The 19105-nt window shown below is 41.7% G+C and carries 15 protein-coding genes; 8 read left to right on the forward strand and 7 right to left on the reverse strand.

The genetic code is table 11. From position 1 onward, the window contains the following. Positions 1-3 precede the first annotated feature (3 nt). The 5 genes from ACXYMT_RS13135 to ACXYMT_RS13155 are packed head-to-tail and all read left to right on the forward strand — an operon-like array spanning position 4 to position 6663. Positions 4-3252, forward strand: a complete 3249-nt coding sequence (locus ACXYMT_RS13135; RefSeq protein WP_459059561.1) for a type I restriction endonuclease subunit R — start codon at positions 4-6, stop codon at positions 3250-3252. Next, complete coding sequence (locus ACXYMT_RS13140; protein ID WP_459059562.1) at positions 3245-3928, forward strand: M48 family metallopeptidase; 684 nt, start codon at positions 3245-3247, stop codon at positions 3926-3928. Before ACXYMT_RS13135 ends, ACXYMT_RS13140 begins: the two co-directional genes overlap by 8 nt. Continuing rightward, positions 3906-5120, forward strand: coding sequence for a hypothetical protein (locus ACXYMT_RS13145; protein ID WP_459059563.1), 1215 nt, complete (start codon positions 3906-3908; stop codon positions 5118-5120). The genes ACXYMT_RS13140 and ACXYMT_RS13145 overlap by 23 nt, the downstream gene beginning before the upstream one ends. Continuing rightward, the gene (locus tag ACXYMT_RS13150) at positions 5120-5818 is read left to right on the forward strand and encodes an OmpA/MotB family protein (RefSeq protein WP_459059564.1); all 699 of its coding nucleotides are present in this window, start codon (positions 5120-5122) and stop codon (positions 5816-5818) included. The genes ACXYMT_RS13145 and ACXYMT_RS13150 overlap by 1 nt, the downstream gene beginning before the upstream one ends. Continuing rightward, the gene (locus tag ACXYMT_RS13155; protein ID WP_459059565.1) at positions 5815-6663 is read left to right on the forward strand and encodes a hypothetical protein; all 849 of its coding nucleotides are present in this window, start codon (positions 5815-5817) and stop codon (positions 6661-6663) included. The genes ACXYMT_RS13150 and ACXYMT_RS13155 overlap by 4 nt, the downstream gene beginning before the upstream one ends. Here the strand turns inward: ACXYMT_RS13155 and ACXYMT_RS13160 are convergent. Then, positions 6640-7440: a DUF6371 domain-containing protein gene (locus ACXYMT_RS13160; RefSeq protein WP_459059566.1), complete on the reverse strand. Its 801-nt coding sequence runs from the start codon at positions 7438-7440 to the stop codon at positions 6640-6642. The genes ACXYMT_RS13155 and ACXYMT_RS13160 overlap by 24 nt on opposite strands. Positions 7441-7583: 143 nt before the next feature. Further along, positions 7584-9032: a tRNA uridine-5-carboxymethylaminomethyl(34) synthesis GTPase MnmE gene (mnmE, locus tag ACXYMT_RS13165; RefSeq protein ID WP_459059567.1), complete on the reverse strand. Its 1449-nt coding sequence runs from the start codon at positions 9030-9032 to the stop codon at positions 7584-7586. A gap of 668 nt (positions 9033-9700) precedes the next feature. On the opposite strand from mnmE, the gene ACXYMT_RS13170 reads away from it, so the two are divergent. Then, positions 9701-10039: a DUF4870 domain-containing protein gene (locus tag ACXYMT_RS13170; RefSeq protein WP_324721135.1), complete on the forward strand. Its 339-nt coding sequence runs from the start codon at positions 9701-9703 to the stop codon at positions 10037-10039. A gap of 736 nt (positions 10040-10775) precedes the next feature. On the opposite strand, the gene dnaN is transcribed toward ACXYMT_RS13170, so the two are convergent. The 5 genes from dnaN to ACXYMT_RS13195 form a co-directional block, all read right to left on the reverse strand. Beyond that, positions 10776-11894, reverse strand: a complete 1119-nt coding sequence (gene dnaN / locus ACXYMT_RS13175; protein ID WP_324720959.1) for a DNA polymerase III subunit beta — start codon at positions 11892-11894, stop codon at positions 10776-10778. A 196-nt stretch (positions 11895-12090) separates the two neighbouring features. Beyond that, the gene (gene gldG / locus ACXYMT_RS13180) at positions 12091-13767 is read right to left on the reverse strand and encodes a gliding motility-associated ABC transporter substrate-binding protein GldG (RefSeq protein ID WP_459059568.1); all 1677 of its coding nucleotides are present in this window, start codon (positions 13765-13767) and stop codon (positions 12091-12093) included. Continuing rightward, entirely contained in the window at positions 13764-14504 is a 741-nt protein-coding gene (gene gldF, locus ACXYMT_RS13185) for a gliding motility-associated ABC transporter permease subunit GldF (RefSeq protein ID WP_459059569.1), read from the reverse strand. The genes gldG and gldF overlap by 4 nt, the downstream gene beginning before the upstream one ends. A gap of 548 nt (positions 14505-15052) precedes the next feature. Continuing rightward, on the reverse strand, positions 15053-15349 hold the full coding sequence (locus ACXYMT_RS13190) for a putative quinol monooxygenase (protein ID WP_459059570.1): 297 nt from the start codon (positions 15347-15349) through the stop codon (positions 15053-15055). A gap of 469 nt (positions 15350-15818) precedes the next feature. Continuing rightward, the gene (locus ACXYMT_RS13195) at positions 15819-16649 is read right to left on the reverse strand and encodes an SAM hydrolase/SAM-dependent halogenase family protein (RefSeq protein WP_459059571.1); all 831 of its coding nucleotides are present in this window, start codon (positions 16647-16649) and stop codon (positions 15819-15821) included. 107 nt (positions 16650-16756) lie between these two features. Between ACXYMT_RS13195 and ACXYMT_RS13200 the strand changes: the two genes are divergently transcribed. Together ACXYMT_RS13200 and ACXYMT_RS13205 are read left to right on the forward strand one after the other, a co-directional pair. After that, entirely contained in the window at positions 16757-17710 is a 954-nt protein-coding gene (locus ACXYMT_RS13200) for a PhoH family protein (protein ID WP_459059572.1), read from the forward strand. A 60-nt stretch (positions 17711-17770) separates the two neighbouring features. Further along, positions 17771-18715 carry a phosphoribosylaminoimidazolesuccinocarboxamide synthase gene (locus ACXYMT_RS13205; RefSeq protein ID WP_459059573.1) on the forward strand — a complete coding sequence of 315 codons (945 nt, stop codon included), beginning with the start codon at positions 17771-17773 and terminating at the stop codon, positions 18713-18715. Positions 18716-19105: the final 390 nt, after the last annotated feature.

Consider the following 19105-nt stretch of genomic DNA (forward strand, 5'->3'; position numbering starts at 1 on the left):
AATATGTCTGAATACCACTTCGTAGAAAAACCTTTTTTGGAACAGCTTAGCAAGCTTGGCTGGACAGCCATAGATCAGGGATTTAGGATCCCAACTGATCCTGCTAAAAGTCATAGGTCTTCTTTCAGGGAAGTGGTATTAAAACAAGTTTTTCTTCAAAGGCTTAGGAAGATAAATAAAAGTGAAGGAAAAGAATGGCTTACAAATGCTCAACTTGAAGACCTCTTCCAGGAGCTTACAGATCATCCTACCAAAAACCTACTGGAAGTTAATAAACTGGTTTTTAAACTTTTGATCAATGGCACATCGGTAGACGAAAATGAACTCACTGGCGAGGAATTTCCTAAGGTGCAGTTCATAGATTTTAAGAATCCGAATAAAAATTCTTTTATCGCCATAAACCAGTTTCGTATAGATACTCCGGGGACTCCCAAAGGATTTATAATACCAGATATGGTTTTATTCGTCAATGGCTTACCCTTGGTGGTAGTGGAATGTAAAGATCAAAATATGTTTACAGCCAATCCTTTGGCTGCGGCATATGAACAGCTAAGCCGGTATAGTAATCAAAGGGAAAGCACCCATAGAGCAGGATTAAAAGAAGGTGAAGAACGCCTGTTCCATTTTAATCATTTTAACATCGCTACCTACGGCGAAGATGCCACCTACGGCACCCTAACAGCTACAGATCAGTACTATCTTAACTGGAAAGATATTATTCCGGAACAATTAAGAGACTATGAACCACCGCTGGGTAAAGAACGAACCCAGGAAAAATTGATCCAGGGAATGCTTTCCCCTGAAAACCTTTTAGATCTTTTTCAAAATTTCACCCTATTTATGGAGGTGGGCGAAAACAAAGAGATCAAAATTCTCGCCCGCTATCAACAATTCAGGGCGGTTCAGAAGATCAAGGATAAAATGCTCAATGGTGAAACCCCTGAGGCACGGTCAGGAGTGATCTGGCACACCCAGGGATCAGGAAAATCCCTCACAATGGTATTCCTGATTAAAAAATTGCGCAGTGTACAAGCTTTAAGTGATTATAAAGTTATTATCGTAAACGATCGAAATGACCTGGAAGAACAGCTGGGAAAAACTGCCAATTATACTGGGGAAAAAGTAGATTACGTAACCAGTATAAGTGAGCTCAAGCCAAAACTTTCCGGCGAAGCTTCCAATATCACAATGGTGATGCTTCAAAAGTTCCAGGAGAAGGAAAGACAAGCTCCGGCGTATATTTTAGATCAAGTTGCCGAAGACATTCCTCAGTATAAAAATTTTGGACTTGTAAACAAATCAGATAGGATACTAATACTTCAGGACGAAAGCCACCGAACCGTGAATTCAGACCTGGGAGATAATCTATTTGCGGCCTTTCCTAATTCCACTAAAATAGCGTTCACCGGCACCCCTTTGATAACCGACCGGCATAAAACCAAAACCATACAACGCTTTGGTGATTATATCGATAAATACAAGCTCCAGAATGCGGTAGATGATGGTGCTACGGTTCAGATCCTTTACGAAGGAAAGACTGCCGATACCGCCCTAAACGAGAAATCTGAATTTGACAGGAAGTTCGAAAACCTTTTTAAAGATCGAACAGAGGAAGAGTTACTGGCCATTAAAAAGAGATATGGCACTTATGGGGATATCCTTGAAGCTGAGGAGCGAATAAAAATTATCGCTGAAGATATGCTTAGGCACTATGTTAGGAACATCCTTCCTGATGACTTTAAGGCCCAGGTGGTGTGCTCTTCTAAAATAGCTGCGGTACGCTATAAAAAGTATCTTGATCTGGCCTTGGAAAAGGTTATAAAAGAAAAGGAGCTTGATGACACTTATGAACCCGAGCTGCTTCGGAAATTGAAATTTCTAAAATCGGCAGTAATTGTCTCCAGTGACGATACTAATGAAGAGGCCGAGATCACTATGGCCAGGAAGGAAGCCAAAGCGATGAATGCAGTTGCTAATTTTAAAAAGAAATTCAACTATGAAGAACCCAATACCGGGATTGCGTTCCTCGTAGTTTGTGATATGCTGCTAACCGGCTTCGATGCTCCCATCGAACAAATCATGTATCTGGATAAAAAACTGAAAGAACATAATCTTTTACAAGCTATTGCTCGGGTGAATAGGGTTCAACCGGGCAAGAACCGGGGTTATATTGTAGATTATATAGGTCTTACTGAAAACCTTAAGGATGCCCTCTCCATTTATGGCGGAGATGAGGCCGATGAAGTATTACAGGGCTTCAAAGATGTTGCCACCGAAGTACCTATTTTGGAAAACAGGTATCGCAGGTTACTACAACTTTTCAGCGACAGTAAATTACCTGAAATTGAAGATTTCGTCAATCAGTGCATTAAAGATAAAAAAGCCGAATACGAAGTTTTGGAAAGGGCCATAGAATTGATGGGAGATATAAAGCTTCGGGCTAATTTCACCACTTTTTACAAAGCTTTCCAGGAAAGTATGAATGTGGTGCTTCCAAACGAAGCTGCTAACCGGTTCAAGATCCCGATGAAACGCTTTGCTTATTTGCTAAGCAAAGTAAAGGAGCGCTATAAAGATGATACCCTGGATATTTCAGGTCAGGGTAATAAGGTAAAGCAACTGGTAAATGAGCACCTTATAAGCCTTGGGATCAATCCAAAAGTCCCACCTACTGAATTGTTTTCATCTAAATTTCTTAAAGAACTTGATAAGAACAAAACCCCAAAGGCCAAAGCAAGCGAAATGGAGCACGCAATGCGAAAGCATATCAAAATAAATGCCCAAGACGATCCTGTTTATTACAAAACGATGAGTGAAAAGATCGATTCAATTATGCAGAATCACTGGGAAGACTGGGATGCTATTTTGGACAACCTTCAAGAGGCCAGGGAGGAAATGGAAGCAGGGCGTAAAGAAGGATCTATTGTAGGTATTAGCGTAGATGAAGCTCCGTTTTATGACCTAATAGTTGATATTGCTTATGGAAGAGAGGCCTCGGAAGATATTAAACTTCAGTTGAAACCTATCATAAAGGAAGCTTTGCCTTTAATTAAAAAAGAGATCAGGATCTCCCATTTTTGGAAAAAAGAAGATGAGATAGAAAAACTAAAGGGAAAGCTTCAGGATATTTTTTATCTCACTGCAGGCGAATTAGATTTAGATCCGGTGATAGATAAAACCGAAAAAATTGTTTCAGAAATAATGGCTCTGGCCAAGAAACGCCATCAATTATTGATTAAGGAAGATGCCTAACTATAAAGATATAGAATACAGCTTAAAGCGCAGCAAAAGGAAAACATCCAGCATTTACGTGGAGCGTGATGGTAGTATTTCTGTGCTGGTTCCACAGCAATTGAGTGATCCTGAAATTGAGGCGATGATTGAGCAAAAGCGCTATCAGATCTATTCCCATTTGGCACAATGGGAAGATGCCAATACGAAAAGGGTATATCGGGAATTTGTGAATGGCGAAGGCTTCTATTATCTCGGTAGAAATTACAAACTCGAGATTGTAAATGACCAGGAAGTTCCGCTTAAGTTAAAAAATGGCTGTTTCAGACTCCGGAAAAAGAACCTGCCCAGAGCAAAAGAGGCCTTTGTGGAATTCTATAAAGAGAAAGGCAGGAAGAGAATTTTAGAACGGGTAGAACATTACCGAAAGCTACTGGATGTGCATCCAAATGAGATAAAAATAATGGAACTACAAAACCGGTGGGGCTCCTGGACGCCAAAAGGAAATGTGAACTTCCATTGGAAAACAATGATGGCACCATTGACCATCATAGATTATATAATAGCCCACGAATTAACCCATTTAATCCACCCCAATCATTCGGATGCCTTTTGGAACGAACTCGATAAAATAATGCCCGATTATCTCCAAAGAAAGGCCTGGCTCAAACTTAATGGGGCTGGGATGGATTTGTAAAGAAGTAAATTTTAATAATATAAACATGATTGAATCATTACAAGAAAATCTTTTCTCAGCATCGGTTATTGCTGCCATAACCATATTGTTTTTACCATTTTTTCTTAAAAAGAATTTTGAAAAAGGGCATATAGCAAGTCTAACAATAACTATAGGAATTTTCGGAACTTTTTTCGGCGTTTTTATAGGGTTAATGAATTTTAATTCAGAAGATATTACAGGCAGTGTACCCGTTTTAATAGATGGATTAAAAACTGCTTTTATAACGTCAATTGCTGGATTACTGGCAAATATCATTATCCGAACGTTTCCTCAATTCTATGGATTCCCTAAAGAAGAGGAAGACCACTCTGATGACTTGGCCAGGCAAATGATTAGATCCATGGATCGAATGACCAACTCCATTTCTGGAGAAGAGGATGGGTCATTATTAACGCAGCTTCAGAAAATTAGAACTACAAATATTGACGGTTTTGATAAAATGAATAAATCCTTTGAGGATTTTGCAGAACAAATGGTAGCAGATAATACTCAAAGCCTTATTGACGCATTAACACAGGTGATGAAAGACTTTAACACCAAAATTAATGAGCAATTTGGAGAAAACTTCAAACGGTTGAATGAAGGAGTTGGGGCGATGCTGGAATGGCAAAAAGAGTATAAAACTCAGGTTCAAATGCTAAATGAGACATTTTTAAAAATTTCCACCACTATGGAAGGTGTAGATAAGAATCTTGAAAATGTTGCTCGGAATCATAATGTAATCCACGAGTCCAATGAAACCTACCAGAAACTTTTAAATGATTTATCCCTTCAGGTAAGTTCATTTGCCGAATTAGGAGAAAAAGCAAAAACTTCTTTTCCTATCATAGAGCAAAATATGGAGAAACTTACTTCAGTAGCTAAGGATTATATTGGAAATGCCCTGGAAGATATTGAAAGTAATTATGAAAGTTTTTCAAAATCACAGACTAAAATAATGGAGTCATATAAAGAAAAAATTGACGAAATGATAGTGGGTAATGCAGATAGAATACAAAAACTGGATGAAGAACTGGGCCAGGAACTAAATAAAGCGTTAGAGAGCTTAGGAACTCAGTTAACAAGCCTTTCTCAGCATTTTGTTGAAGATTACAAGCCTCTTACCGAAAAACTGAGAAGTGTTGTGCAAATGTCTAAAGACCTCAATTAATGAAATACTTTAAAGGCAAAGAAGACAACGAAAGTCAGTGGCTGCCAATTTCTGACCTCATGTCCGTCCTGATGATGGTCTTTTTACTAATAGCTATTAGCTATATGGTCAAAGTCTTTTTGGAAAAAGAAAAAATTCAGGAAGTAGCGGTTACTTACAATAAACTTCAAAATGAGCTATACGAAGATTTAAATCAGGAATTTGAAGAAGACCTGGAAAAGTGGAATGCTGTAATTGATAAAGAAAATTTGAGCGTGAGATTTACGGCTCCCGAAGTTCTTTTTTCGCAAGGTAGCGCTCAAATAAAACCAGAGTTCCAGACTATTCTGAACGATTTTTTTCCACGTTTCATCAATTTACTCCACAGTAATAAATACAAAGAAGATATTTCTGAAATCAGGATAGAAGGCCATACCTCAAGTTATTGGGGCCAGAATGTCCCCGATGAAAAAGCATACATCTATAATATGGAGTTATCCCAGGACAGGACAAGGAATGTTCTGAATTTCTTATTGCAGAATCAGGCAAATGAAAACTTAGCTGAATGGATTAGAAGCAACGTAACTGCTAACGGCTTGTCATCAAGTAAATTAATTATTGATGAAAATGGAGAAGAAAATAGAGGCTTATCCCGACGGGTGGAATTTCGGGTGCGTACGAATGCAGAAAAGCAGATAGCGAAAATCTTGGCAGAATGAAATTGATCAATTTTCTCGAGTTCCCAAGGCTTAATAAAGTTCGGGAAGAAATGGGGGCCCCTATAATTCCCTACTCGGGCCCTAAAACTTGGATCGATCTGGATGATAACAGGCTCAAAGAATTGCTTGAGATTGGAGAAGTACAGCTTGATCCTGAAGACATTGAAATAAAGGACGGTACTTTTGAATATAAGGGGAAAAAAGTAATTGTTTATATACGAGATCAATACGCAAAATACTATGAAAGAGGCTATAGATTTCATTTGACAAATTGCTCCTCTATAAGCCAGTCATTTCAAAATAAAAGAAACTCTCGCTATGTAGTTTCCCTGAGGACTGATGGTCAATTTAATATTAATCTTATTGACGATGGAGAGATAATAAAAGAAGGACTATTGGAGCCTTTGAAGGTCTGTAAAAATTGCTTAAAAAAGATTAACTATCAGGGGTATTCCCGACACCCCCGTAGAATTCAAAGTGAAATATTTGGCAATTTTGATTTAGGACAGTATTTCGAGTTAGTCAAAACAACCAGTTTGAACCCTGGATTTTTTAAAAATGATAAAACGGCACCTTTAAATATATATAATCCCAATTTCCGTAATAGGTCAAAAAAAATACGGGAAAAGAAAAATTATACTTGTGAGGAATGTGATACAGATTTGTCTCAATACCCTAACCTTTGCCATACGCATCATATTGACGGTAATAAATCTAATGACAATCCCTACAACCTCAAGGTTCTTTGTGTTGGGTGCCACTCATTGCAGCCAAAGCATGAAAGGTTAAAATTTTCTCCTGAATTTAAAGAATATAGTCGATTAAAAAGAATTGGTAGGATCTAATATCAACTTTGCGAAACTTCGAAATAAATCCTCGAGGTCATTGTTAAAAATTCCTTTAAAAAGTAATTGTTTATCTGATTTCCCCTCGGTCATATCCCAAACGGTTGCACGTACACCTATAGATTTCAAATAAACAATCTTAGCTTGAGCTATGTCGACTGCCTTCTCACTGATGTCTGGGATCAAAAGGATCTTATGTCCTCTTAAACAAGCTGCTTTAGCCTCTGTTAATCCATTTATGCCGCCAAAGGCCAACCAAGTAAACTGAGGTAAGAGAATTGCCCCAACAACAGCTGTCTTTTCACTTTCCACCAGGATCACGAGATCTATTCCTTTCCTAATTGGCCTAAGCAGATGAGCCCCAAATAAGCAAGAATAGTAGCCATCATCATTTTTATACGGTGCTTTAAACCGATTGGTTCTCTTCCCGTTTTCTTGATAATAACAAATCTTATTTTTCTGCACCTGGAGATCTTCATTAATTAGCCAGAAAACAGTACCTCCGTCTTTTGTTGAGCCCAAAACGTAATCTTCTTTTACACGATCTACGTCTTCACGTGAGTAGTTCTTTCTGAGATACTGCAGCAGATTATTTTCCGGTGCTACCTCATAATATTTCCAGATCAGGGATTCAGAGATAAATCGCTGATCTGGATTGTTGCTTGTAGAGCTAAAATTTTCTGAAAAGTTTGGAGTAGGGGGGATCACCACATCCGTATCCCAGGAGTTGGTAATTTCATTCCAATGATACTCTTGCCCTTTTTCATCTTTGTACAAAGCGGGTGGGGCAGTAACTTTTCCGCAGGAATGAAAGTTATAGATTAGCGGGAAATTTTATTATTATCCTTGCTAATTGTGTTTCACTTGCCGCAACAGGGAAAGTATTCTAATAAAATTTCCCACAGTGTTACATTATTCCTCTATTTCCCAATACAAAAATTCGCAAATATATTCCCCAGCAAATCATCATTGGTGATCTCCCCGGTAATCTCCCCAAAGTAATGCAGGGCCTCCCTGATGTCAATCGCCAGCAGGTCTCCGGAGAGGTTATGGTTTAACCCATCCTGCACTTTGTTGATCTCTTCCAAAGCGCTAAGCAGCGCATTGTAATGTCGGCTGTTGGTGACGATGGTGTTGTTGTTGCGCAGTTCGCCGGTGTTGACAAACTGCAATAGCTTTTGCTGCAGGTCTTCCACGCCCTCTCCGCTTTTGGCGGAGATAGTAGTGAGACCTGAAATTTGAGATTTGAGATCTTCCATCTGCTCAGGATTCAGCTGATCCACCTTGTTGGCCAGGATCACCAATGGCTTTTGTGGAAACTGATTTTTGATCTTTTCGATTTCAACTTTTATTTGCTTCACCGTGGGGGTGGAGCCTTCCTGGGATCCTGAAACAAGTTCAGGATGACGGCTCGATTGTTCAGGTCCAAAAAGTCGGGAGGCGTCAAAAAGGTATAGTACCACCTGCGCCTGACTTATCTTTTCAAAAGTCCGTTTGATCCCGATGCTTTCCACCACATCTTCTGTTTCCCTGATCCCGGCAGTATCAATGAATCTAAAACCGATTCCGCCAATAGAGATCTCATCTTCAATGGTATCCCTGGTGGTTCCGGCAATTTCTGATACTATAGCTCGTTCCTCGTTCAAAAGGGCATTTAGCAGCGTGGATTTTCCCACGTTAGGTTCTCCCACAATAGCAACCGGAATTCCGTTTTTCAGCACATTACCCACGGCAAAGGAATCTATGAGCCTTTTCAATACCTGCTGAATTTTGCTTACCAGTTTTTGAAATTCATCCCTGTTCGCGAACTCCACATCTTCTTCGGCAAAGTCAAGTTCCAACTCTATAAGAGAAGCGAAATTGAGCAGCTCCTGCCGCAATTTCTGGATTTCATTGGAGAATCCGCCGCGCATTTGTTGCATCGCCATCTGATGGCTCGCCTGATTTTCGGAAGAGATAAGATCGGCCACCGCTTCTGCCTGACTCAGATCCATCTTTCCGTTAAGAAAAGCACGTAAAGTGAATTCCCCCGCTTCCGCAGAACGACACCCCTTTCTAATTAACAACTGAATGATCTCCTGTTGAATATAAGGACTCCCGTGGCAGGAGATCTCTATAGTATTCTCTCCTGTATAGGATTTAGGTCCGTGAAAAACCGAAACCAGCACCTCGTCCAGGATCCTTTCCCCATCGATCATGTTCCCCAGATGCAGGGTATGAGAAGCTTGCTCCCGAATGTCTTTTTTGCTTTTAGCTTTAAAGACAGGAGCTACCAGCTCTATAGCATCGGGACCCGATATTCTAATTACGGCAATAGCACCAGCACCTGAAGGCGTCGCGAGTGCTACGATGTTGTCGGTTAACTTCATGCTGCAAAAGTAGGAAATAGACTTGAGATGTGAGATTTGAGATCTCAGACTATCAAATGCCACAACAACTATATCAATAGGAACAAACTTGTTATGTCTAACAGGAACTAAGGTCACAACGCCTTAAAGAAGGAGCTTGCTTCAGTTGCCGACTGGCTCTTTGGAATGACGGAAGAATAAGACCATGATTGGTAGGTATGGAATAGCCTAACGTGGCAATCCCATGATTGAAAAAGCATTTAAAAAATTCACTTTTGAAAATGCTATAATTTCGTTGGGAAATTAACGGAAGAATGGCATTTAATTAACTAATTCAACCTTCTAAAAATTTTATCGAGTCTACCGTCTACCGACTTAAAAGTCCTGGTTCTTGGTTCTTGGCTCTTGGCTCTTGGCTCTTGGCTCTTGGCTCTCGGCTCTAAAGAAACATCCATGGCTTTTTGCAATGATCAATTGACAATTATCAATTAACACGACCAATAAAGAGTTGCATGAGAAGGGCTGAGTGAGGAAAGAAATACATTCGTGTATTCGTGGCAAAGGATTTAGAACTTCAACTCATAATTTATTGAAAACAAATGCATTTAATATTGCATTTTTTAGTACCTTGCAATACAAAGTAATAAAATCAATCATCAATCAAAATGAACCAAACAAACGCAATAATCATGAGAGAAGACAGACAGTTATTAATGCTTACACACCTGAGTCAGTTACTGGACCTGGTAACAGGGATCGGCGGTTTCATCGTTCCGCTGGTGATATGGCTTACCCAAAAGGATAAGGTGCTGGGAATGGATGCCCACGGAAAGATGATCCTCAATTTCCAGATCTCGATCTTTATCTATTCGATAATATCAATTCCGCTTATCCTTCTTTTCGGAATCGGAATTCTAATGTTGATCGCCATTGGAATCATCGCCATAGTTTTCCCCATCCTGAATGCTATTAAAGTGAACAACGGGGAGATCCCTTCATATCCACTGACGATTGAAATAATTAAATAGTAGTCAGTAATCAGTGAGGATGAGACAGCCCACCCCGACCTTCGGCCACCCCTCCGGAGGAGGGGAAGGCGCAAAGAATAACTTGGATAAAAAGTCCCCCTTTAGGGGGATTTAGGGGGTAGAAAGGGAAGTGCGAGTTACGAAGTACGATGGTAGAATTAGAAAGGGGGAGAGGATGAGACAGCCCACCCCGGCTTACAGCCACCCCTCCGGAGGAGGGGACCAGTATAAAAAATTTCATGTGATAGATGAAAAATTCAACCTTTGAAGGAGGGATATTACAAAAATATACTCTTCAAAAAGTCCCCCTTTAGGGGGATTTAGGGGGCAGAAAAGGAAGTGCGAGTTACGAAGGAGGAAGTTGGAATATGGATCTGTGCAAAAGAATTGAAAATAATTCAGCTACGTCAGAGCGATGTAACTAAGGAGAGCCCACTCCGCCTTTCGGGCACCCTCCGAGGAGGGCTTCACTAAAGTTAATCCCAAGCAAAAGTCCCCCTTCAGGGGGATTTAGGGGGTATTGGAAATACGATTATAGAAGTGCGAAGTCAGAATGGTCAACTCTATTCAGACTCTGCATGACTTGAGCCTTTAAGCATAAACTAAAAGCCCTCTGAAAAATGTCATTTTTCAGAGGGCTTAAATTTTTAGTCTAACAGCTGCCACCGGCAGCGATCTAATATCTAACAGCGAAGCGCTCTATCAGCGCCAGCGGTCTACAGTTAAGGCGATAGCCTTAATTGTTTAACATTACCGGCATCACCAGCATCGTCACTTTCTCTCCTTCATCAAGTCCGTCAACAGGAGTAAGGATTCCGGCGCGGTTTGGCAGGCTCATTTCCAGCTGCACTTCATTTGCGTTCAGGTTGGAAAGCATTTCGGTCAGGAAACGCGAGTTGAATCCGATCTGCATATCATCACCCTGGTAAGAACAAGTTAAACGCTCCTCAGCCTTGTTGCTGTAGTCTACATCTTCCGCAGAAATATTCAGCTCGGCTCCGGCGATCTTCAGGCGTACCTGGTGAGTAGTTTTATTTGAAAATATAGAAACCCTTTTTACCGAGCTCAGGAATTGTCCACGGTCGATAACCAGTTTATTCGGATTTTCTTTCGGGATCACCGCCTCGTAGTTCGGGTATTTTCCGTCTATAAGTCGGCAAACAAGAGTTGTATCTTCAAAAGTGAAGCGGGCGTTGGAATCATTATACTCTATAAGCACATCAGAATCACTTCCGCTAAGGATCCCTTTCAACAGGTTCAAAGGCTTTTTAGGCATGATGAACTCTGCGGTTTGAGAAGCCGAAATATCATTGCGGGAATATTTTACCAGCTTATGAGCATCGGTCGCTACAAAAGTCAGGTTTTCGGGTGTGAACTGGAAGAAAACTCCACTCATTACTGGCCTTAGATCATCATTTCCTGAAGCGAAAATAGTTTTGCTAATTGCGGTAGCCAAAACATCGCCCTGGATAGTAGTGCTGCTTGGCTCCTCAAGGCTTACGGCTTTTGGGAATTCCTCCCCGCCGGCATAAGCAAGTGCGTACTTTCCATGATTGGAGCTAAGTTCGATGGTGTTGTTATCCTCTACTACGAAGGTTAGCGGCTGCTCCGGGAACGTTTTCAAGGTCTCCAGTAAAAGCCTCGCCGGAACGGCTATTTTTCCTTCAGAATCAGATTCTACGGTAAGTTTGGCCGACATGGTAGTCTCCAGGTCAGACGCAGAAACCGTAAGTTCATCTTGATTCAGTTCAAAAAGGAAGTTATCCAGGATGGGAAGGGTGTTGTTATTGTTGATCACTCCCCCGAGTATTTGTAGCTGTTTCAGCAAATAAGTGCTTGATACAATAAATTTCATTGGCTTCGTAATAAGTTAATCGTGATACAAATATATCCTAATCCTTTAAAAAGTCAGGAAACGGCGCTTGTTTTTTATTAACAGCAGAATCTCAAAAATACCTGCCAAAAATGTGATTTTTAGCACCTTATATTTTTAAATGCTTCGGAATTGTTAATAAACCGCTGCTCTCTGCGGAAGCTTTTAAGCTGATAACTTACTTCCTGATGTATTTTCTTTTTCTGATAATGCTGAAAAGCCCTGCAAATAAAGCCAGGAGCCCAAGCGGAAGGACAATATTCATCACCTGCCAAAAGCCCCTGTTTTCCTCAACTTCCTCCATATCTAAAAATGCAATTTTTACCTCTTTGCTGCGGATGTTGATTAGTCCGTTATCGTCCAGCAGGTAGTTCACCGCATTCAGCATGAATTCCCGGTTACCGTAGGTGGTGCCGGTATATCGATCAAATCCCAGCTCCAGAGGCTCGCCGCGCTGTAACTGATTTTTCACCACATCCCCGTCACTAATGACCAGCATTTTAGTCTCTTCGCTTTTACTGCGGAAGTTAGCCACTTCAAAAGGCATAATTCTATTCTCGTAAACCGAACTGAATTCCCCCTCCAGCATTACCGCCAGCGGAATTTCACCCGCCATAAATTCTGAAAGATCGGGCTCGGCAGATATCTCCTCCAGGCTTATTTCCCGCGGAAGTCCCACAACTTCCGATCGTGGGGAGGTCGAAAGCAAGACGGTCTTATTTATATCATTTTTGAGAGTATCGATAGGGCTGGCATATTCGAATTTCACAGCCTCCAGGTTGTTGACCACGGGATGGTCAATAGGAGAGGAGGAAAGCGGATAATAGAACCAGGGATAAGGATTGAATTGTGCATTGCTGCCGCTGCCTGTTGCCAAAACTATAGGAGCCGAATAAAGATCCTTCACCAGCGCCGGATTGATCCGTAGCCCGTATTTAAAGAAATAATCTCCCAGGTTCAAATCTCTGGACAAGGCAAAAGCGCTTCCGGCAGATGAAAAAAGACTGTCGGTTTCCATGGCTGCATGTTCTATGAGCCACAATTGTTTTCCCCCGTTCATGAGGTATTGGTCCAGCACCAGTTTCTCGGCTTCAGTATAAGCTTCAGTAGGTTTGGCTTCAATGATAAGGTCATATTCCCTTAACTGCTCCAGGGTGCCCTGAGGATCTACGGCTACCGAATCGAGCGTAAATGGCGCTATGAAATAATACTCCTGAATGCTTCTAACGAAATCGGCTATGTACCGGTCCTCGAGTTCGCCGTTGCCGCGCATCACAGCTACCTTTTTCTGCTTTGGCTCCAGAAGTCTGGAAAAGGCATCAGCAAAAGCATATTCCAGCTGTTGTACAGATGCTGCCACTCGATCTTCGGTGTTCGCACCCAGCTGATTCTTAAGTAAAGGAACAGATACTGTCCTGTTCCCATAGTTGACCATTGCCCACGGAAAAATGATCGCTTCGCTGGTACGGCCGTTCTCGACTACATTGATCCGCGCCGGGGTCATTCCCATTTCGTAGAATTGGGTTGCGACCTCATTAGCGTTACCCCCTTCCTCCAACGGATCTGTAAACCTGAAACTGATATTCGGATTGACCGCTGCAAACTCCTCCAGCAGTTGCTGCGTTTCTACCTGTAGCCTCCTGAATTCCGGTGGAAATTCTCCTTCAAGAAAAACGTCGATGATAAGCGGAGAATCTGCTTTCTCAACAATATTTTCCGAAGCCTCAGAAAGTGTATAGCGCTTATCTGCTGTAAGATCAAATCTTTCAAAGAAGTTATATGATATGACATTGACTACTACTAACGCAAGCAGCAGAAAAATTACCTTCTTAAAATGTGATTTTTGGAGCCTCATCTTTTTCCTGTTCTTTTTGATGAGAGACTAAAATTTGTGAGCGCCAGGAACAGAAAAATAAAGCTCAGAAAATAGATTATATCTCTGGTGTCAATGATTCCGCGGCTAATGCTTTCATAATGTGCGTCCAGTCCCAGCTCTTCTACACCAAAGGATCCAGTACTAAACAGATTGAGATTGGCAAGAGCTTCAAAGGCAAAATAGGCGATGAAGCACAAGAAAATTGAGAGGATAAAAGAGACGATCTGGTTTGGCGACAAAATGGAAGCGAAGATCCCGATCGCGGCGTAACAGGCACCCAGGAATATGAGTCCGAAATAAGACCCTATGATTACTCCGCTGTCTAACTTATCTCCGGTTTGCTCCAGGGATGAGATCGCCACCACATAGAGCAAGGTCGGTAATAGTGCGAGGAGGATCAAAGAAAGCGCCCCAAAATATTTCCCCAACACCAATTCAATTGTGCTTAAAGGTTTGGTGAGTAACAGCTCCAAAGTGCCTTGTCTTATCTCTTCAGAAAAGCTCTTCATAGTAATCGCCGGAATGAGGAACAGGAAGATCCACGGCGCCAGCGTAAAGAACGGCTCCAGACTTGCAAAACCGCTATCCAGAATGTTGTACTCTCCCTTAAAGACCCAAAGGAACAGCCCGTTCACCACTAAAAACAGCCCAATGACCAAATAGCCGATTGGAGAGGCAAAAAATGAATTAATTTCTTTCTTTAATACCGCTATCACTCTTTAACTGTATAATGTATATTGAATATTGTATAATGTCTCACTCCTAAATTAATTGCATTTTTCCGGCTCCCTTTAGGGGGGGGTAAAACGGAAAAATATTAAATCGCAACATAGACTTGCAACATGAAACCTGCAACATTTCAAATCTTGTCTCTTGTCTCTTGGTTCTTTTGAGATTCCTCGTCGCAATTCCCTTCTCCCGAAGAAAATTTCTCTGTCGGAATGACAAACTGCTCAAAGTCTTGACTCTTGGCTCTTGGCTCTTGCTTCTTTTGAGATTCCTCATCGCAATTCCCTTCTCCCGAAGGAAATTACTCTGTCGGAATGACAAACTGCTCAAAGTCTTGACTCTTGGCTCTTGGCTCTTGCTTCTTTTGAGATTCCTCGTCGCAATTCCCTTCTCCCGAAGGAAATTGCTCTGTCGGAATGACAAACTGCTCAAAGTCTTGACTCTTGGCTCCTGGCTCTTGGTTCTTTTTAAGATTTACCTTAAACCTTAAACCTTAAACCTTAAACCTTAAACCTTAAACCTTAAATCTTGAACCTCAGTCGCTCGTCCACACCTTATCTACGCTCCACGCCTCTGGCTTACCCGAGAACATCTGTTTCGTCTCACTCCACACCTCCTTAAAAAGGGAAGAAACGCGGTAATTTTCCAGCGCCTCCTCATCTTTCCAGTAACTGTACGTGAAAAATATATTTTTATTGTTCTTATCCTGATAAAGCTCGAGGAACTCATTGCCCTCAAAACCTCTGATTTTATTCCTTTTCCTCTCAAACAACTCCTGAAAAGCTTCAATTTTTGAAGGTTCAAAAGTCATTTTTACTATTCGTACTAGCATAGTTCAATAAACAATTATCAATTATCAATTCCCAGGCACCAAAATTATAACCGCTGAAGCTTTCAGCGAAGGAGGGCCATCCAAGCATTTTTCCGGCTCCCTTTAGGGAAGGGGTAAAACGGAAAAATGCTAACTCGATCCCCAGTCCGCAACATAGACCTGCAACATAACCTGCAACTTTTCAAGTCTTGGCTCTTGGCTCCTGGCTCTTGCGTCTTTTGATTTTCCTCGTCGCAATTCCCTTCTGCCGAAGAAAACTTCTTTGTCGGAATGACAAAAAACACCAAAATAATAAAATCAAATTTTTCCGGCTCCCTTTAGGCTCGGGGTAAAGCGGAAAAATGCTAACTCGATCCCCAGCCCGCAACATAGACCTGCAACATAAAACTTGCAACTTTTTAAGTCTTGACTCTTGGCTCTTGGCTCTTGCCTCTTGATTCTCTTTTTACTCCGAACTCCAAACTCCCAACTATGAACTAAACTCCACTGTCACCGTATCCCTGTACTCGAGTCCGAAGAGGGTAGAGGCGCTGCCTACCGTACTCGGATTGCTCTTATAAATTGCCAGTTCAATATATCCGCCGGAATTGAAAATGGCCAGTTTCTTGCCGTCTTCCCGGTTGATCATTTCGGTATCAAAATTAATGGCCTCACTATAGGTGCTGAAAATCTCATTAAAAGTAGCCGTCCTGGCTCTCATGCTGAACTTTCGGCCTTTACCCACTTTGTCAAACAGCTTCTTGGAAATATTGGTCACGACATTTCCGTAGTTGTCAATATATATTACGTTGCCCTTGATCTGGTTTTTATCCTGGTTGATCAACGGCTCCATCTCCTTAAGTTGTTTTATTTCAGGAATGGTCTTTCCAATAACTTCCAGTGTTCCGCCGCGGGAAAGGTGTCCTGCCACTTTTACAAATACATCCAGCACCGGGAAATTGCTTTGGATCTTATCGTGTATGTTGATCTCCACGATCTTTTCGGGCACGAATTCCGAAGCAATTAAAGAAAGGATCCCGTTGTTGGCGCAGATAAAATAATGTCCGTCGAGTTTAAGCGCGATGTGCTTATTCTCGGGAGTTAATTCTGAATCCACTCCTATGATGTGAATACTACCCTCCGGAAAGCTCTTGTAGGCATTCTTTATAATGTATGAAGCTTCTGTAATGTGAAAGGGAGCGATGGAGTGGGAGATGTCAACTATTTTGGCTGTAGGTAACTCGGTGTAAATTGCTCCTTTAACTGCCCCTGCAAAATGATCTTTTTCCCCAAAATCTGTCGTTAAGGTAATTATGGCCATGGGCAATTTCTAATAATATTTTTCCTAACTTAAACCTTTATTTATTTAAGTTTGTAATGCAAATCTAAAGATAATTAACTCATTTTTTAAATTAAATCCAGCCGCTTTTGAACGAACTTATCATTGAGCTTTCGGAAATAAGTCCGAGAGATTTTTTTGGAGAACAAAACTCACATATTGAACTGCTGAAGAGATATTTTCCAAAGCTAAAGATTGTGGCCAGAGGCAATAAACTTCGCATCTACGGGGACGAAGAAATGCTCGAGGAATTTGACAAAAGGTTCAATATGTTGATCGACCACTACGGTAAGTTCAATCGCCTTGACGAAAATGCAATAGAAAGAGTTCTTACAAGTCAAAGTAAGGAGGAGTACGATACCCCAAACGAAAGCGGGGAAGTGCTCGTCCATGGTGTAAGTGGCAGGATGATCAAGGCCCAGACCGCCAATCAACGCCGCCTGGTCGAACTCATGAAGAAAAATGACATGGTCTTTGCTATTGGCCCTGCAGGAACCGGAAAGACTTATACCGGTGTTGCACTCGCGGTAAAAGCTCTAAAGGAAAAACAGGTGAAAAGGATCATTCTAACCCGCCCGGCAGTAGAGGCAGGGGAGAACCTGGGATTTCTTCCCGGAGACCTTAAAGAAAAACTGGATCCTTACATGCAGCCGTTATACGATGCGCTGCGGGATATGATCCCTCACGAAAAACTAGAGTCTTATATCGAGAAAGGTGTGATCCAGATCGCCCCACTGGCTTTTATGCGGGGAAGAACTTTAGATCATGCTTTCGTGATCCTGGATGAGGCGCAAAACACGACTCACGCGCAGATGAAGATGTTCCTTACCCGTATGGGGAAGAGTGCTAAATTCATGGTGACAGGTGATCCCGGGCAAATTGACCTTCCAAAAAGGGTGATTTCAGGACTTAAAGAAGCTATCCTGGTTTTACAGGATGTGGATGGAGTGGGAATCATACATTTGGATGATAAGGATGTGATACGTCACAAGCTGGTCAAGAAGATCATTGCTGCCTACAAAAGAATAGAGAATGCCGAATAAAAATGACACTTTTGAGACCCCACAGTTATGGGGTCTTCTTTAATAACAACATATTTTTTCATGAATACCATTACCTCTACCAGTTTTAATTTTCCCGGGCAGAAAGCTGTTTACAAAGGAAAAGTGCGTGATGTCTATACGCTCGAAGATGACCGCCTGGTCATGATCGTGAGCGACAGGCTTTCGGCTTTTGATGTGGTGATGCCACGAGGAATTCCGTATAAGGGACAGATCCTGAATCAGCTTGCAACAAAGATGATGAAGGCTACCGAAGATCTTGTGCCAAACTGGCTGCAAGCCACACCAGATCCTAATGTGGCAGTAGGGCAAAAGTGTGAGCCTTTTAAGGTGGAAATGGTGATTCGTGGATATCTTACCGGTCATGCCGCTCGTGAATATGCAAGTGGCAAACGCAGCCTTTGCGGAGTACACATGCCTGAAGGAATGAAGGAAAATGAAGCTTTTGCAGCACCAATAATCACTCCAACTACAAAAGCTGATTCGGGGGAACACGACATGGATATCTCCCGGGAAGAGATCCTTGCAAAAGGAATTGTTTCTCAAGAAGATTACACCACCCTGGAACTTTACACCCGACAGTTGTTCCTTCGTGGCACTCAACTGGCAAAAGAAAACGGACTCATCCTTGTGGATACCAAATATGAGTTCGGTAAAACATCTGAAGGCGAGATCGTACTTATCGACGAGATCCATACTCCCGACTCTTCCCGTTATTTCTATGCTGAAGGCTACCCCGACCGACTTGCCAATGGTGAACCTCAAAAGCAACTTTCAAAGGAGTTTGTGAGACAGTGGTTGATTCAGAATGGATTTCAAGGCAAAGAAGGGCAGCAAATTCCGGAAATGAGCGACGACTACATCAATTCAGTTTCTGAGCGCTATATAGAACTTTACGAGCAAATCACCGGCGAAAAATTCATTAAAGCTGATATTTCCAACATTGAGGAAAGGATCGAGAAGAATGTGTTAGATTACCTGCGGTAGTTCGTAGCTGAGAGTTTGGAGTTCGTAGAAGTTCATCAATTCTTATCCTGGTGATTTTTTATGAGCGAAAACTGCAGATTTTTTTCGGGGATTAAGGTGACGGGGAAAACCTACAAGGTCAAAAAAAAGACCTTGCAGGTTAGCTTAGATTATTTTAATCCGCACTCCGCAACTGCCAATTTAACCTGCGCACTGCCCACTTTTTCTGATCACTGATCACCGACCACTGATTACTACTTCGTCCTTCTGCCTTCGTACCTCTACCTTTGTATTTCCAGGACCTCTGGCTACTGCACGACTGCATAGTGACGACTGCATATTGTAACTTTCTGATCGCTGATCACCGACCACTGATTACTAGTTCGTCCTTCTACCTTCGTACCTCTACCT

The sequence above is a fragment of the Salinimicrobium sp. CAU 1759 genome, from assembly GCF_054482715.1.

Bases quoted from the DNA above. Each gene is read 5' to 3' on its own strand.
- ACXYMT_RS13135 (WP_459059561.1), top strand. From the start codon at position 4: ATGTCTGAATACCACTTCGTAGAAAAACCTTTTTTGGAACAGCTTAGC.
- ACXYMT_RS13140 (WP_459059562.1), top strand. From the start codon at position 3,245: ATGCCTAACTATAAAGATATAGAATACAGCTTAAAGCGCAGCAAAAGG.
- ACXYMT_RS13145 (WP_459059563.1), top strand. From the start codon at position 3,906: ATGGGGCTGGGATGGATTTGTAAAGAAGTAAATTTTAATAATATAAAC.
- ACXYMT_RS13150 (WP_459059564.1), top strand. From the start codon at position 5,120: ATGAAATACTTTAAAGGCAAAGAAGACAACGAAAGTCAGTGGCTGCCA.
- ACXYMT_RS13155 (WP_459059565.1), top strand. From the start codon at position 5,815: ATGAAATTGATCAATTTTCTCGAGTTCCCAAGGCTTAATAAAGTTCGG.
- mnmE (WP_459059567.1), bottom strand. From the start codon at position 9,032: ATGAAGTTAACCGACAACATCGTAGCACTCGCGACGCCTTCAGGTGCT.
- ACXYMT_RS13170 (WP_324721135.1), top strand. From the start codon at position 9,701: ATGAGAGAAGACAGACAGTTATTAATGCTTACACACCTGAGTCAGTTA.
- dnaN (WP_324720959.1), bottom strand. From the start codon at position 11,894: ATGAAATTTATTGTATCAAGCACTTATTTGCTGAAACAGCTACAAATA.
- gldG (WP_459059568.1), bottom strand. From the start codon at position 13,767: ATGAGGCTCCAAAAATCACATTTTAAGAAGGTAATTTTTCTGCTGCTT.
- ACXYMT_RS13190 (WP_459059570.1), bottom strand. From the start codon at position 15,349: ATGCTAGTACGAATAGTAAAAATGACTTTTGAACCTTCAAAAATTGAA.
- ACXYMT_RS13195 (WP_459059571.1), bottom strand. From the start codon at position 16,649: ATGGCCATAATTACCTTAACGACAGATTTTGGGGAAAAAGATCATTTT.
- ACXYMT_RS13205 (WP_459059573.1), top strand. From the start codon at position 17,771: ATGAATACCATTACCTCTACCAGTTTTAATTTTCCCGGGCAGAAAGCT.